Source organism: Amycolatopsis sp. NPDC004747, assembly GCF_053601335.1.
Genome location: NZ_JBSGBQ010000014.1, coordinates 117,270 through 130,688 on the forward strand (window position 1 = coordinate 117,270; position 13,419 = coordinate 130,688).

Genomic DNA, 13,419 nt, shown 5'->3' on the forward strand with positions numbered 1-13,419 from the left:
CGTGGTCCACTAGGCGGATGGTGAAGGTCGACGGTGTCCGCAGTGTCGAGGCGTTGCGCGAAAAAGTCCACGAGGGTGCCGAGCCCGAATACCTGCTGTTCTACGGGCACACGCCCTCGAAGTCCGGGCGGGTGACGGCGAGCTGCCTGAGCCAGTGGTGGGCCGACCCGTTCGAGGCCGACGGCGTCGTCTACCCGACCGCCGAGCACTACATGATGGCCGGCAAGGCGCTGTTGTTCGGCGACGTCGAGAAGGCCGAGCTGATCCGATCGACGCCCGACCCGAAGACGGCGAAGGTGCTCGGCCGCGAGGTCGCCGGCTTCGACGCCGCCACTTGGGAGCGGCACCGGTTCGACATCGTCGTCGACGGGAACCTGGCCAAGTTCGGCGCCCACCGGGACCTGCGCCGGTTCCTGCTCGGGACCGGGGACGCGGTGCTCGTCGAGGCGTCCAAGAAGGACCTCGTCTGGGGCACCGGCCTCGCGCGCGAGGAGAAGAACGCGACCAAGCCGGACTACTGGCGCGGGCTGAACCTGCTCGGCTTCGCGCTGATGGAGGTCCGCGACCAGCTGCGGGCCCGCGTCTGAGTCACCGCGCTCACGGCGCCGGGATCGGCGCTCCGGCGCACGACGCCGACGTCGTCCTGCCCGTGTCGAAGAAAGTGACCACGGCGTCGGCGCAGGGCAGCGACGACAGCGAGCCGTGGACGTCGTCCTCGACGGTCATCAGCGTGCCGCCGATCCGCTCGCGCATCGCGATGGCCCAGCCGATCGGGGTGACCGGCTCGTAGAGGTGGCCGACGAGCTGCAGCGGGCTTGTCCCTTTTTCGAACATCCACGGCCGGGCGGCCAGGGGCCAGCCGACGCAGAGCTGTTCGTAGAAGCCGTAGCCGCCCGCGACCGGGAGGCGTTTCACTCGGTCGAGGCGGTGCTGCCAGACGGTCTCGAAGTCGCGCGGGCTCGGTGACTCGGTGCAGAGCAGCGCCGTCTGCTGGAAGTGGTTGAACGCGTGCGGCTCGCCGTCCCAGCCCAAGCCGCTCTTCGCCGGTTTTCCGGCAACGGGTGTCCCGCCGTCGCGGATGGCGGCGAGCTGCTTCGCCAGGCCGGCCCATTCGCGACGCGGGTTGGCGAGCATGTCGTTGACGCTGGCGCCGTACTCGTCCCGCAGGGCGAGCAGGGCCTTCGCGACTTCGGGCTCGGTGGTCCCGAATCGGTAAACGGCGTCGTACCTGGCGATCCAGGCCGCGAAGTCGTGGAAGGTGTTCTCACCCGCGGTCGCCTGGCCGTCGTCCATCGCGGTGACGCTGAAGTCCGGCGGCATGACGGAGTCGAGCAGCATCCGGTCGACGTGGTCGTCGAAGAGCGACCGGTACTGGGCGCCGAGCGCGGTCCCCCACGAGACGCCGTAGTAGCCGATCTTGTCCTCGCCGAGCGCGACGCGGATGCGGTCCAGGTCGCGGGCGATCGTCGGCGTGGTCAGATTCCGGACGAACGCCGGGTCGGCCGCGACGCACTTGCGGTTCGCCGCGGCGAACCGTTCGGCCGCTTCGCGGGCCTTCTCCTTGTCGGAGACGCCGGGCTCGGGTAGCTCGGCCGGGCACGGCAGGTCGGCGCTGTAGCCGACGCCGCGCGGGTCGAACCCGACGAGGTCGTGGTGGACGCCGAGGCCGCCGGCGTGGCTGTCGGCGATGCTGCCGGGCATGCTGAGACCGGACTGGCCCGGACCGCCCGGGTTCAGCAGCACCGCGCCGGTCCGCGTGCCGGTCGCCCGGATCCGGCTGACGGCGATGTCGATTTTCCGGCCACCGGGGTCGGCGTAGTCCACCGGGACCGGGACCAGCGCGCACTCGGTGCGATGGTCATCGGGGTCCCAGCCCTTCGCGACGGCGGCGCAGAGCTGCCAGGCGAGGCCGTCCGCGGCGGCGACCGCGGGGGCGACGGGCAGCAGCGCCGCGGCGGCGAGCAGCGGGACGGCGAACCGGGTGATCGACATGCGCCTCAGGCTGCCGGGCCGGGGTCCCGCGGAGATCGGCCGATCAGCCGACGATCGCCGCCGAACGGCCGGACAACGCGCGTGGCCGATTTCCGACCATCGGAAGGAACCGCAGGTCAGTCACCAGGGCACTCGTTGCCGCCGCCGCTGTGCTCGACGCAGCCGATCGGCTCCGGGGCCGGCGGCGGCCCCGGGTGGGCCTGGGCCCACCTGACGCCCACCACCACGACGACCACGACGACACCGACCCCGTAGAACCAGATCCAGCGCCGGCGCCGCGTGGCCGCGGAAACGACCAGACCCACGATCGGGATGCCGGCGCCCAGCCAGCTCGCCCCCGTGAAGGTCGAACTCGCCGCGGCGGGACTACCGGGCGCCAGCCCGATGCCATACGCAATCACCGCGCCATCGAGAAACATCAGCGGAACGACGATCAGCCACACGAACGCGCCCAGCCGCAGCAGGGTGGACACGACGACCTGGCGGTACTCCCCCATGCGACGACTATGTCGCGAAAACAGACCATGCCGCTTGAGTAGTACTACTGCTCTCCGAGCGTTTTCTGCAGGGCCTTGTTCGCCTTCCGGGCCATGTCCGCGACGGCCTCACGACGGGCGGCGTCGGCCGCGTAGTCGTCTTCGCGGTTGCGGACCACGCGGGCCGGCGCACCGACCGCGATCGAGTAGTCCGGAATGTCACCACGGACGACCGCGTGCGCGCCGAGCACGCTGCCGCGGCCGATGCGGGTGCCCTTCAGCACGCTGACCTTGGTGCCGAGCCAGGTGTCCGGGCCGATCCGGACCGGCGACTTCACTATGCCCTGGTCCTTGATCGGCACGTGGATGTCCGAAATGACGTGATCGAAGTCACAGATGTACACCCAGTCGGCGACCAGGGTGGCCGCGCCGAGCTCGATGTCGAGGTAGCAGTTGATCACGTTCTGGCGGCCGAACACGGACTTGTCGCCGATGCGCAGCGAGCCTTCGTGGCAGCGGATGGCGTTGCCGTCGCCGATGTGGACCCAGCGGCCGATCTCCAGCCGCCCGTAGCCGGGGCGGCAGTGGATCTCGACGTCCTTCCCGAGGAAGAGCATCCCCCGCAGGATGATGTGCGGGTTGGCGAGCCGGAACTTGAGCAGCCGGTAGTACCGGACCAGGTACCAGGGCGTGTACGCGCGGTTGCGCAGCACCCAGCGCAGCGAGTCGGCGGTCAGGAACTTGGCCTGCCGCGGGTCCTGCCGGGCACGGCGCCAGGCCCGCACCCGCGACAGCGCGGGCGCACCCCACATCGACGTCATGCCCGTGACCGTAACCTGTGTGCGGGACGGGTTCGCAGGCAAGGGGAGCGGGATGGGCACGAAGCTGATCATCGACACCGACCCGGGCGTCGACGACGCGCTGGCGATCGCGCTGGCAGCACTGTCCCCGGACGTCGACCTGCTGGGCGTGACGTCGGTTTTCGGCAACGTCCCCCTCGACCGCACGACGTCGAACGCGCGCCGCCTGCTGCAGCTGTTCGGCCGCGACGACGTGCCGGTGGCCGCCGGGGCGGCGCGGCCGCTCGTCTACTCCAAGCCGCGGGACGCGAAAGAGGTCCACGGGGGCGACGGCCTGTCGGGCCACTCCTACACGCTGCCCGAAGCGAGCCGTCCGCTGGAGGAGCGGGACGCCGTCCGGCTGATGCTCGACCTCCTCGAAACCGCCGGCGAACCGGTGACCATCGCCCCGATCGGACCGCTGACGAACATCGCCGCGCTGCTCGCGGCCCACCCGGGCGCGGCGGCGAAGATCGCGCGGCTGGTGATCATGGGCGGCGGCGTGACGTTCGGCAACAGCACGACCGCCGCCGAGTTCAACATCTGGAGCGACCCCGAGGCGGCCCGGCGGGTGCTGGTCGAGGAGGACGTCCCGGTCGTGCTGGTCCCGCTGGACCTCACGCACCGCTGCGCCGTCGACGGCGAGTGGCTGGCGAAGCTCGCGTCGTCGGGGCCCGTCGGCGCCACCCTCGAAGGACTGACGTCGACCTACCGGCAGCACTACACGCGCGTGTTCGGCGAAGACCGGATGGTCATGCACGACGCCGTCGCGGTCGCCGAAGCGATTTCGCCGGGCATCCTGCACACCGAGACCTACCGGGTCGACGTCGACTGCGGCCTCGGCCCGGCGCGCGGCCAGACCCTGGTCGACCGGCGGCGGCTCGGCGAGGACGATCCGCAGTTCTCCCCCGGCCGTCCGATCGAGGTGGCGATGGACACCGACCTCGACGGCCTGCGCGGTTTCGTCCTCGACCGGCTCACCGGAGCGGCCCGGTGAGCGAGAAGCCCGAGATCGTCCCGGCCGAAACACCCGAACCGTCCGAGTCGCCTTCACCGCGCCGCCGGAAGCCCGTGGTCGTGATCGCGGCGGTGGTCGTCGTCGCGGGCGCCCTGGTCGCCGGCATCCTGCTCGCGCCGAAGCAGCAGGAGACCACGAACGCCGCCGCGACGGCGACACAGACCTCGCCGAAGCCGGCGTCGCCGCAGCCGTCCAAGCCCCCGACCGCCCCGCCGCAGACTTCGACGCCGCCGAAGGTGCCCGAAGCCAGTGAGTTCGACGCCTGGGCGTCCAAGACCAGCCAGTGGCTCGACATCCCGCTGCGCGCGATGGTCGGCTACGCGAAGGCCACGACGAAGCTGAGCAAGGACATCCCCGGGTGTCACCTTTCCTGGGTCACGCTGGCCGCGGTCGGAAAAGTGACCACGGACCACGGCCGGGTCCAGGGCGGGCAGTTCGGCACCACCGGCGTCCTCGACAAGCCGCTCGCCACGATCGAGGTGCGCGACTTCTACAGCAAGGTCGTCTCGACGGCTAACGCCGCCGGGCCGATGCAGCTGGCCCCGGCGATCTGGAGCAAGTACCAGGCGAGCGCGTCCGGCGGGAAACCCGATGTCCAAAATATCGACGACGCCGCTTTGACCACGGGCCGCGCGCTGTGCGCCGACGGCCACGACCTGTCCCAGGGCCAGACGTGGTGGAACTCGGTCAGCACGCTGCAGGCGGCGCCGCTGTTCCTGCACCGGACGCTGGCGACGGTGAACGTCTACGGCACGGTGGGCCAGGGCTCGGCGGCGCCGAACCCGGCGGTGCTGAGCGCGGTGAACTTCGCGATCGACAAGATCGGCCTGCCCTACATCTGGGGCGGCAACGGCACCGGCGGCAACGACCCGGGCTTCGACTGCTCGGGCCTGACGACGGCGGCGTACGGGAGCGCGGGCATCAAGCTGATGCGCACGGCCGACACGCAGTTCCGCAGCGTGCCGCACGTGACCGACCCCGAGCTGGGCGATCTGATCTTCTACGGCGAGCCGGCGACGAAGATCCACCACGTCGGTCTCTACATCGGCAACCAGCAGATGATCGACGCGCCGCAGACCGGCCAGGCGGTCCAGGTCCACTCGTACCGGCGGGACGGCGACGACTACGCGGGAGCGGGCCGCCCGACGGCCTGATCCAGGGCGTGGTCGCGCAGGCGACAAAAGGATTGGACGCCTGCCGCGCCGGCTTGTAGCTTGCCGGGGACCGTGACACCGCCCGAGGAGGTGAGACCCATGAACGCTGGATCGACGTGGGTGCTCCCCCTTGAGTCACGGCCGGGCGGATGACGTAGGTGTCGCCGGGAGCGCCTCGACCTCAGGGCACTCCCGAAAGGCACCACCATGGACTCTTCGCCCCCTCCGTTCGACGTGATCATCGCCGGCTGCGGGCCCACCGGTGCGACGCTGGCCGCCGAGCTGCGGCTGCACGACGTGCGGGTCCTCGTCCTCGAACAGGACACCGAGCCCGTGTCGTTCGTCCGCATCGTCGGGCTGCACATCCGCAGCCTCGAGCTGATGGCCATGCGCGGCCTGCTCGACCGCCTCCTCGCGCACGGGCGGCAGCGTCCGGCCGGCGGGTTCTTCGCCGCCATTCCGGCGCCGGTTCCCCCGGACCTCGACTCCGCGCACGCCTACCTGCTGGGAATCCCGCAGCCGGTCATCGTCCGGCTCCTCGAAGAACACGCGGTCCACCTGGGCGCCGAGGTCCGGCACGGCGCGGCAGTGGTCGATTTCGAGCAAGACGACGACGGCGTGACCGTCGAGCTGGCGGATGGCGGCCGGCTGCGGGCGCGCTACCTCGTCGGCTGCGACGGCGGGCGCAGCACGGTCCGGAAGCTGAGCGGCATCGGCTTCCCCGGCGAGCCGTCGCGGACCGAGACGCTGATGGGCGAAATGGAAGTGAGCGCGCCGCCGGCGGAGGTCGACGCCAAGGTGCGGGAGGTCGGCGAGAACCACCGGCCGTTCTGGCTGCGGCCCTTCGGCGGCGACGTCTACAGCGTCGTCGTCCCCGCCGCCGGTGTCGGCGATCGCGCGGCGCCGCCGACCCTGGACGATTTCCGGCAACAGCTGCGGGCGATCGCCGGGACCGACTTCGGGGTGCACTCCCCGCGCTGGCTGTCCCGGTTCGGTGACGCCACCCGGCTCGCGGAGCGGTACCGGACCGGGCGCGTGCTGCTGGCCGGGGACGCCGCGCACATCCACCCGCCGACCGGCGGCCAGGGCCTCAACCTGGGTGTCCAGGACGCGTTCAACCTCGGCTGGAAACTGGCGGCGCAGATCCGCGGCTGGGCACCGGACCCGCTTCTGGACACTTACGAGGTCGAACGCCGTCCGGTCGCCGAGGCCGTCCTGGACAACACCCGGGCCCAGATGGAGCTGTCGTCGCCCGGACCGGGCCCGCGGGCCGTGCGGCGGCTGCTCGCCGAACTGATGGACATCGACGAGGTGAACCGGCGGCTGATCGGGAAGATCACCGCGATCGACCTTCGGTACGATTTCGGCAACGGCCCCGACCTGCTCGGCCGCCGCCTGCGTGACATCGACGTGGACCAGGGCCGCCTCTACGACCGGCTGCACCGGGGACGCGGGCTGCTGCTGGACCGCACCGGACGCCTGACGGCCGGTGGCTGGTCGGACCGGGTCGACCTCCTCGCGGACCCGGCCGCGGCCCTGGACGTTGCGGCCGTCCTGCTGCGCCCCGACGGTCACGTCGCCTGGGTCGGCGACGACCAACGGGACCTGGACGACCACCTCGCCCGCTGGTTCGGCTCACCTCTCCGGTGACGCCCGGTGCACGGCGTCGAGGCGGACGAGCTCGTCCGCCGCGAGCCGAAGACCGCCGGCGGCGCCGTTGTCCTCCAAATGACCAGGGGTCCCGGTACCGGGGATGACCAGCACGTTCGGTCCCCGCCGCAGCGTCGACGCGAGCCACACCTGCGCCGGGCTCGCCCCGTGCGCCCGGGCGGTGGCGAGCACCTCCTCGTGCTCGTCGCCGCCGGCGCCCGCCTCGCGTCCGGCGCCGGCGATTGCGAAAAAAACGGCACGAACGCGATGCCCTGCTCCCCGCAGGTGTCGACGAACGCGTCCTGCTCGCGGCGGTAGCCGAGGCCGTAGGCGTTCTGGACGCACACCACCGGCGCGATCGCCTGCGCCTGGGCGAGGTGCGCGGGCCGCGCGTTGGAGATCCCGAGGTGCCGGATCACCCCGGCGACGCGCGCAGGTTGACCACGTCCAGGTGGTCGCGGCCGAGCTGGCGCAGGTTGCCCGCGCAGCTGCTCCGGGCGGGCCAGGGGCAGCCAGTCGCCGCCCGGGTCGCGGGCCGGGCCGACCTTGGTGGCGATGACCAGGTCGTCCGGGTGCGGCGCCAGCGCGCGGTTGATCAGCTCGTTGGCCGACCGCGGCCGCGAGAAGTGGAACGCGGCGGTGTCGATGTGGTTCACGCCCAGCTCGACGGCCCGGCGCAGCACGGCGATCGCCTGGTCGCGATCGCGCGGGACGGCGTCGGCGGCGAACGCCTGGCCGTTTTGCGGCAACCGCATCGCGCCGAAGCCCGATCCGGTTGACCGTCAGGTCGCCGAGTGTCCAGGTGCCGGGCAGGTCCGTGCTCACCCGGCGGGTGATCGCACGGGCCGGGCACCGGCCACGCCAAGGATCCTGGACCTCTGCGAGACGTCTGTCCAGGTGCTCGAAGGCCGGCTTCGGGGCAGCCGATCATGACCCCACGGCCGCCGTCGCCTGACCTACGGTGGCGAGGTGAAGTCCTTGAGCCACGACCAGCTGGCCGCCGCCCTCGTCGCCGAAGCCGACCGGTTCGGGACGGCGATCGCGGGCGCCGCCCCGGATGTGCGCGTCCCGACGTGTCCGGAGTGGACACTGCGGGACCTGACCTGCCACGTCGGCGTCGCCTACCACAAGTCCGCTGCGATCATCGCGAGCCGGCCCACCGGTTACGTGCCGTTCGAGGCCGTCACGATCGACGACCCGCCTGCCTTCGAGGCACTGGGCGGCTGGCTGCGCGACGGCGCGGAGCGCCTTGTCGCCGTGGTGGTCGAAGTCGGCCCCGAGACCCCGACGTCGACGTGGACTCCGGATCGGCGCGCCGGGTTCTGGACGCGGCGGCTGACCCACGAGACGGTCGTCCACCGCGCGGACGCCGCCTTCGCGACGGGCACGGCGTACGACGTCGATGCCGACCTCGCCGCAGACGGGATTTCCGAGGGACTGGACCTGGTGGCCGTCTTCGCGCGGCAACCGCACCCGGCGCTGGACCGGGCGTCGCTGCGCGGCGCCGGTGAGACGCTGCTGTTCCACGCCACCGACCCCGACGTCTCCTGGCTGGTCCGGCGGACGCCGTCGGGGGTCGAGGTGAGCCGGGAAACGGCTTCGGAGCCCGACGTCGTCGTCGAGGGCCGCGCTGTCGACCTGCTGCTCGCGCTGACCCTCCGCATCGCCGCGGACGATCCCCGGCTCACCGTGTCCGGGGACGCGGCGCTGTTCCAGCACTGGCGGGAGAATACGCGCTTCTAGGGCGGCCGGCGTCGATGGTGGTGGCCGGGAAAATGTGTAAGGCTCCTGTCATGAGTCAAGCCCCGACCGGCGACCGGCCCGGCTACCTGCTCAAACGCGCCCAGCAGGCCCTGCACCAGGCCTGCACCGACCGGCTGCGCCCGCTGGGACTGTCGATGTCGCAGTACGCCGTGCTGCGCGCGCTCGACGACCACCCCGGCGCGTCGTCGGCCGAGCTCGCGCGGATCACCTTCGTCACGCGGCAGTCGCTGCGGGACGTCCTGGGCGGCCTGCAGTCGGCCGGACTGGTCACCGTCGCCGAGCAGGCGAGCACCGGCCGGGCGCGGCCGGTGACACTGACGCCGTCGGGGCGCGCTCGGCTCGACGCGGCCGAAGAGCTGGTCGCCCAGGTCGAAGCGCAGATGCTCGGCACGTTGTCGGCCGACCAGCGGCGCTACCTGGCCGATCTCCTGCGGACCTGCGTCGGCAACCTGGCTTGACGACGGTCGTATAGTCGGTTCCGACTAATAGGGAGCGACTGTTGGCGCCACGCAAAATCCGCAACACCCTGGCCCTGGCCCTGCTCGGCCTGCTGCTGGAACGCCCGATGCACCCGTACGAAATGGCGTCCACGCTGCGCGAGCGCCACAAGGGCTCGACGTTCAAGATCAACCCGGGATCGCTCTACGACACCGTGGAGTCCCTGGCGAAGCATCGCTGGATCGAGCCCGTCGAGACGGTCCGGGACGGCAACCGGCCGGAGCGGACGGTCTACGCGCACACCGAACTCGGCCGCCAGGAATTCGTCGCCTGGCTCGACGAGCTCGTCCGCGAACCGGTCGCGGAGTACCCGAAGTTCGTCGCGGCGGTGAGCTACCTCGGCGCGCTCGGCCCGGAGCGCGCCGCCGACGCGCTGGAGGAACGCGCCCGCCACCTCGCCGAACGCATCGACGGCGCCGACTCGGCCTTGGCCGAAACGGTCGGCAAGGGCGCGCCGCGGCTGTTCATGATCGAGGTCGAGTTCGTCCGGCACGCCTGGCGCGCCGAGCTCGACTGGGCGCGCAGCACGGCCGCCGAAATCCGGTCCGGCTCCCTGCCGTGGCCCGAAAACTTCTGAGGGGAAAACCGTGTCCGATTTCGAAACCGACGTCCTCGTCGCCGGCGCCGGCCCCGCCGGTCTGCTGCTCGCCGCGGAGCTCGCACTGGCCGGCGTCCGCACCACGATCGTCGAGCGCCTGCCGGAGCAGCCGCCGTACTGCCGCGGCTTCAACCTGAACGCGCGGGCGCTGGACCTGCTGGCCCGCCGCGGCTTGGCCGAGGGGCTGGTGGCCGAGGGACACCGGGTGCCGCACGCCCCGGCCACCGGCCTGCCCGGCCCGCTCCTGCTCGACGGCGCGGCGACGGACCACCCGTTCTCGCTGGGCATCCCGCAGACGCGCGTCGAAGAGGTGCTGGAGGCGCGGGCACTCGAACTGGGCGTCGAAATCCTGCGCGGCCACGATCTTCGCTCGTTCACCCAGTCCGCGGACGAGGTCGCCACGGTGGTCCACAATGGACGCTTCGGCCGGACGATCCGGTCCCGCTACCTGGTCGGCTGCGACGGCGGCCGCAGCACGGTGCGCAAGCAGGCGGGCATCGGTTTCCCCGGCGTCGACGCGCGCTGGTACGCGCTGCTCGGCGACGTCGAATGCGAGCTGCCGTACGGGCCTTCGTCGGGGCCGGACGGGCGGAGTGTGTTCGTGATCCCGCGACCGGGGTACGTCCGGATCGTGGTGCGCGAGGACGACCCGCCGTCGGACAAGGACACCCCGGTGACGCTGGAGAGGTTGCAGGCCCAGGTGGACGCGGTGCTGGGCCGCCACGTCGAGCTGCGCGCGCCCCGCTGGCTGAGCCGCTTCGGCGATGCGGCGCGCCTGGCGTCGCGGTACCGCGAAGGCCGGGTGCTCTTGGCGGGCGACGCGGCCCACATCCACCCGCCGGCGGGCGCGATCGGGGTGAACGTCGCGCTCGACGACGCGTTCAACCTGGGCTGGAAGCTGGCGGCGACAGTGCGGGGGACGGCACCAGAGGGCCTTCTGGACACGTACCACGACGAGCGGCACGCGGCGGGCGCGCGGATCCTGACGAACACGCGGGCACAGGTGGCCTTGGAGGAAGCCGATTCGGAGCCGTGGGCGGACCTGATGCGGCGGGTGGCGGCGCACCCGGCGGGGAACCGGGCGCTGGCGGAGATCATCACGGGATTGGACGCGTGTTACGAGCCGGGCGGACACGCTTGGCTGGGGCGGCTGGCTCCGGACGTGCCGCTGCGGGTTTCGGGAGCGGAGACGCATCTGGCGGCGTTGCTGCACGACGGGCGGCCGGTTCTGCTGGACCTGACTCCTTCGGGATCGTTCACCGCGTGGTCGGCGGGGCTGGAGGTGGTGGCGGCTTCGAGCCCGTCCACTTCGGACGTCGATGCGGTGCTGCTGCGGCCGGACGGGCACGTCGCCTGGGTGGGCACGCCCGGCTCGGGTGATGCCGGGCTGGCGGAGGCGGTGCACCGATGGGTGGGTGACGTTCCGGTTCCGGCATCCGCCTGACTCCGGCGCTCGGGCCCTCCGCCGTTCGGAGCGACGTCGCATCCTGCGGCGGACTCCACCGGACATCCAGCCCCTCCTCGACGATCGCCCACAACCCCGGGCCCGCGGTCGGCTTGCCGGCCTTGGGCCCGGTCCACCGCCCGGCCGGCGATCACGATCCGCTCGGCCAGGCCCAGAAACCGCGACCGGCACCACCGGTGTCGTCGCGGCTTGGGCTGCCTCGGCGCGCCGGCGTTTCGCGGTCCGGTAGTTGATCCCCACCCGCCGGGCCGCTTCGCGTCTACCGACACCGTCATCCACCAGGCCAAAGCAAGCCGGCCGCCCGGCAGGCAAACCCCCCGACCACGCCGCCCCGGACCCGGGACAAGCAGGCTAGGGCACGGTCACGAGCCCGTCCGGACACGACGCAACTCCTGAACACTCAGGTGGTTGCAACCACCTCGAGAAACCGCCTCCCTCGGGGGCGCCCCCCGATTCCAGTCTATCGGCCAGGTCCGACAAATCCTTGAGAACGACCGCCCCGTGGCCCGGTTGTCCACACCTCGGCGCCATTGTGGAAAACCGGCTCAGTGCGGCCGTTCCAGGACCGCTCGCTGCTCCACCCGTCCGTCGAGCACGAACTTTCTGTGCAAGGAAAATCCCAGCTTTTCGACCACCCGGGCCGAGGACTTGTTCACCGGCTCGTACACCGCCAGCAACCGCTCTGCCCAGCCCGACTCGAATGCCTTGTCCCGCACCGCCGTCGTCGCTTCCGTTGCGTACCCGCGACCCCAGCACGATGGCGCTATCCACCAGCCCATCTCCACCGCCGGACGGCCCAGGCCCGACTCTGTTGCCGTGCGCCGCACCAACGAGACCACTCCGTCGAACGAATCCGGAGCCGCCGATACCGCGAACCAGCCGAAGCCGTGCGACGCCCAGTGCGCCAGTGTCGCGCGGTGTTTGGCCAGCGTGTACTCGTGGCTCCACGGCTCTCCCGTTCCCACGTAACGGACCGTCTCGGGCAGCTGGGCCAGCGCGAACAAGTCGTCGAAACGGTCTTCGGTCCACGCGTGCAGCGTGAGCCTCTCCGTGGTGATCAGCACCGCCGCCAGTCTAGTGGCGGTCCAGCAGCACGGCGATCCCGTCGAGCTGGCGCTGCAGGCCGAACTCGAACGCCTCGTCGAGATCCACGTTCTCGACGCCGGTCATCACCTCGGCCAGCGTCGGGAACCGGCCCGACTCGAGGAATCCGGTCAGCAGCGCCATGTCCGCCGCCAGGCGCTGGTCGCCCGTGATGCCCGTGTCCTGCTCCGCCTGGACCTCGAACGCGTTGCTCGCCGCCAGGCCGCCCACCCAGCCGTTCAGCGTCATGATCACCTGCAGCTTCACGCGCCGCTTCAGGCCCGTTCCGGCCAAGGCTCGCAGTGACCAGTCGACCAGGCGCAAGCCCGCCGCCAGCACCGGCGGGCGGACCAGGGAGTTGAGCAGGATCGGCGCCAGCCACGGGTGACGGCGGTACGCCGCCCACTGCGCGCGCGCCGCTGCCTCCAGCCGGGGCCGCCACCGGGCCGGGCCCGGCTCCGGCAGCTCCGCCTCCCCGAGCGCGACGTCGGCCATCAGGCGGAGCAGCTCGTCCTTGTCCGGCACGTGCCGGTACAGCGCCATCGGACCGACGCCCAGCTCGGCCGCCAGCCGCCGCATCGACAGCGCCGCCAGGCCTTCGGTGTCGGCCAGCGCGATGGCCGCGCGGACCAGCGCGTCTCGGCCCAGCGGCGGCTTGACCGGCGCGCGGTCGGCGACGACCGTGCCGCTGCCCGGTACCGCGCGCACCCAGCCCTGCTCGCCCAGCGCGGACAGGGCCTTCGCCGCCGTCGCCATCGCGACGCCCCACTCGCGGACCAGCGCACGCGTCGACGGGACACGGTCGCCCGGCCGCAGCTCGCCCGCGGTGATCCGGCGGCGCAGGTCCGCCGCGATCCGCAGGTAAGGCGCTTCGGCCACGAC

Annotated in this window: 14 protein-coding genes; 8 read left to right on the forward strand and 6 right to left on the reverse strand. The window is 71.9% G+C overall.

Annotation, left to right across the window (positions count from 1 at the left end; translation table 11 throughout):
• Window positions 1–17: 17 nt before the first annotated feature.
• Window positions 18–587 (forward strand): NADAR family protein, encoded by a 570-nt coding sequence (locus ACWEGE_RS23670; RefSeq protein WP_449662612.1) that lies wholly within the window; start codon window positions 18–20, stop codon window positions 585–587.
• Window positions 588–597: 10 nt separating this feature from the next.
• Here ACWEGE_RS23670 and ACWEGE_RS23675 read toward each other — a convergent pair whose 3' ends face one another.
• The 3 genes from ACWEGE_RS23675 to ACWEGE_RS23685 form a co-directional block, all read right to left on the reverse strand.
• Window positions 598–1,992, reverse strand: coding sequence for an alpha/beta fold hydrolase (locus ACWEGE_RS23675; protein WP_449662613.1), 1,395 nt, complete (start codon window positions 1,990–1,992; stop codon window positions 598–600).
• 116 nt (window positions 1,993–2,108) lie between these two features.
• Window positions 2,109–2,489 carry a hypothetical protein gene (locus ACWEGE_RS23680; RefSeq protein WP_449662614.1) on the reverse strand — a complete coding sequence of 127 codons (381 nt, stop codon included), beginning with the start codon at window positions 2,487–2,489 and terminating at the stop codon, window positions 2,109–2,111.
• A 44-nt stretch (window positions 2,490–2,533) separates the two neighbouring features.
• On the reverse strand, window positions 2,534–3,289 hold the full coding sequence (locus ACWEGE_RS23685) for an acyltransferase (RefSeq protein WP_003058890.1): 756 nt from the start codon (window positions 3,287–3,289) through the stop codon (window positions 2,534–2,536).
• A 52-nt stretch (window positions 3,290–3,341) separates the two neighbouring features.
• On the opposite strand from ACWEGE_RS23685, the gene ACWEGE_RS23690 reads away from it, so the two are divergent.
• The 3 genes from ACWEGE_RS23690 to ACWEGE_RS23700 all read left to right on the forward strand — a co-directional run bounded on the left by ACWEGE_RS23690 (window position 3,342) and on the right by ACWEGE_RS23700 (window position 7,129).
• A complete protein-coding gene (locus tag ACWEGE_RS23690; protein ID WP_449662615.1) occupies window positions 3,342–4,304 on the forward strand; it encodes a nucleoside hydrolase in 963 nt (320 codons plus the stop codon).
• 74 nt (window positions 4,305–4,378) lie between these two features.
• A complete protein-coding gene (locus ACWEGE_RS23695; RefSeq protein ID WP_449662722.1) occupies window positions 4,379–5,479 on the forward strand; it encodes a C40 family peptidase in 1,101 nt (366 codons plus the stop codon).
• A 207-nt stretch (window positions 5,480–5,686) separates the two neighbouring features.
• A complete protein-coding gene (locus ACWEGE_RS23700) occupies window positions 5,687–7,129 on the forward strand; it encodes an FAD-dependent monooxygenase (RefSeq protein ID WP_449662616.1) in 1,443 nt (480 codons plus the stop codon).
• On the opposite strand, the gene ACWEGE_RS23705 is transcribed toward ACWEGE_RS23700, so the two are convergent.
• A complete protein-coding gene (locus tag ACWEGE_RS23705; RefSeq protein WP_449662617.1) occupies window positions 7,051–7,884 on the reverse strand; it encodes an aldo/keto reductase in 834 nt (277 codons plus the stop codon). The two genes, ACWEGE_RS23700 and ACWEGE_RS23705, sit on opposite strands and share 79 nt — an antisense overlap.
• A gap of 214 nt (window positions 7,885–8,098) precedes the next feature.
• On the opposite strand from ACWEGE_RS23705, the gene ACWEGE_RS23710 reads away from it, so the two are divergent.
• Genes ACWEGE_RS23710 through ACWEGE_RS23725 form a run of 4 tightly spaced genes read left to right on the forward strand, consistent with a single transcriptional unit; the run spans window position 8,099 to window position 11,433 of the window.
• Window positions 8,099–8,872 carry a maleylpyruvate isomerase family mycothiol-dependent enzyme gene (locus tag ACWEGE_RS23710; protein ID WP_449662618.1) on the forward strand — a complete coding sequence of 258 codons (774 nt, stop codon included), beginning with the start codon at window positions 8,099–8,101 and terminating at the stop codon, window positions 8,870–8,872.
• 50 nt (window positions 8,873–8,922) lie between these two features.
• Window positions 8,923–9,351, forward strand: a complete 429-nt coding sequence (locus ACWEGE_RS23715; protein ID WP_449662619.1) for a MarR family winged helix-turn-helix transcriptional regulator — start codon at window positions 8,923–8,925, stop codon at window positions 9,349–9,351.
• Window positions 9,352–9,392: 41 nt separating this feature from the next.
• Window positions 9,393–9,968, forward strand: a complete 576-nt coding sequence (locus ACWEGE_RS23720; protein WP_449662620.1) for a PadR family transcriptional regulator — start codon at window positions 9,393–9,395, stop codon at window positions 9,966–9,968.
• Between the two features lie 10 nt (window positions 9,969–9,978).
• A complete protein-coding gene (locus ACWEGE_RS23725; protein WP_449662621.1) occupies window positions 9,979–11,433 on the forward strand; it encodes an FAD-dependent monooxygenase in 1,455 nt (484 codons plus the stop codon).
• Between the two features lie 566 nt (window positions 11,434–11,999).
• Here ACWEGE_RS23725 and ACWEGE_RS23730 read toward each other — a convergent pair.
• Both ACWEGE_RS23730 and ACWEGE_RS23735 read right to left on the reverse strand, forming a co-directional pair.
• Window positions 12,000–12,518, reverse strand: coding sequence for a GNAT family N-acetyltransferase (locus ACWEGE_RS23730; protein ID WP_449662622.1), 519 nt, complete (start codon window positions 12,516–12,518; stop codon window positions 12,000–12,002).
• 10 nt (window positions 12,519–12,528) lie between these two features.
• Entirely contained in the window at window positions 12,529–13,416 is an 888-nt protein-coding gene (locus ACWEGE_RS23735) for a TetR/AcrR family transcriptional regulator C-terminal domain-containing protein (protein ID WP_449662623.1), read from the reverse strand.
• Window positions 13,417–13,419: the final 3 nt, after the last annotated feature.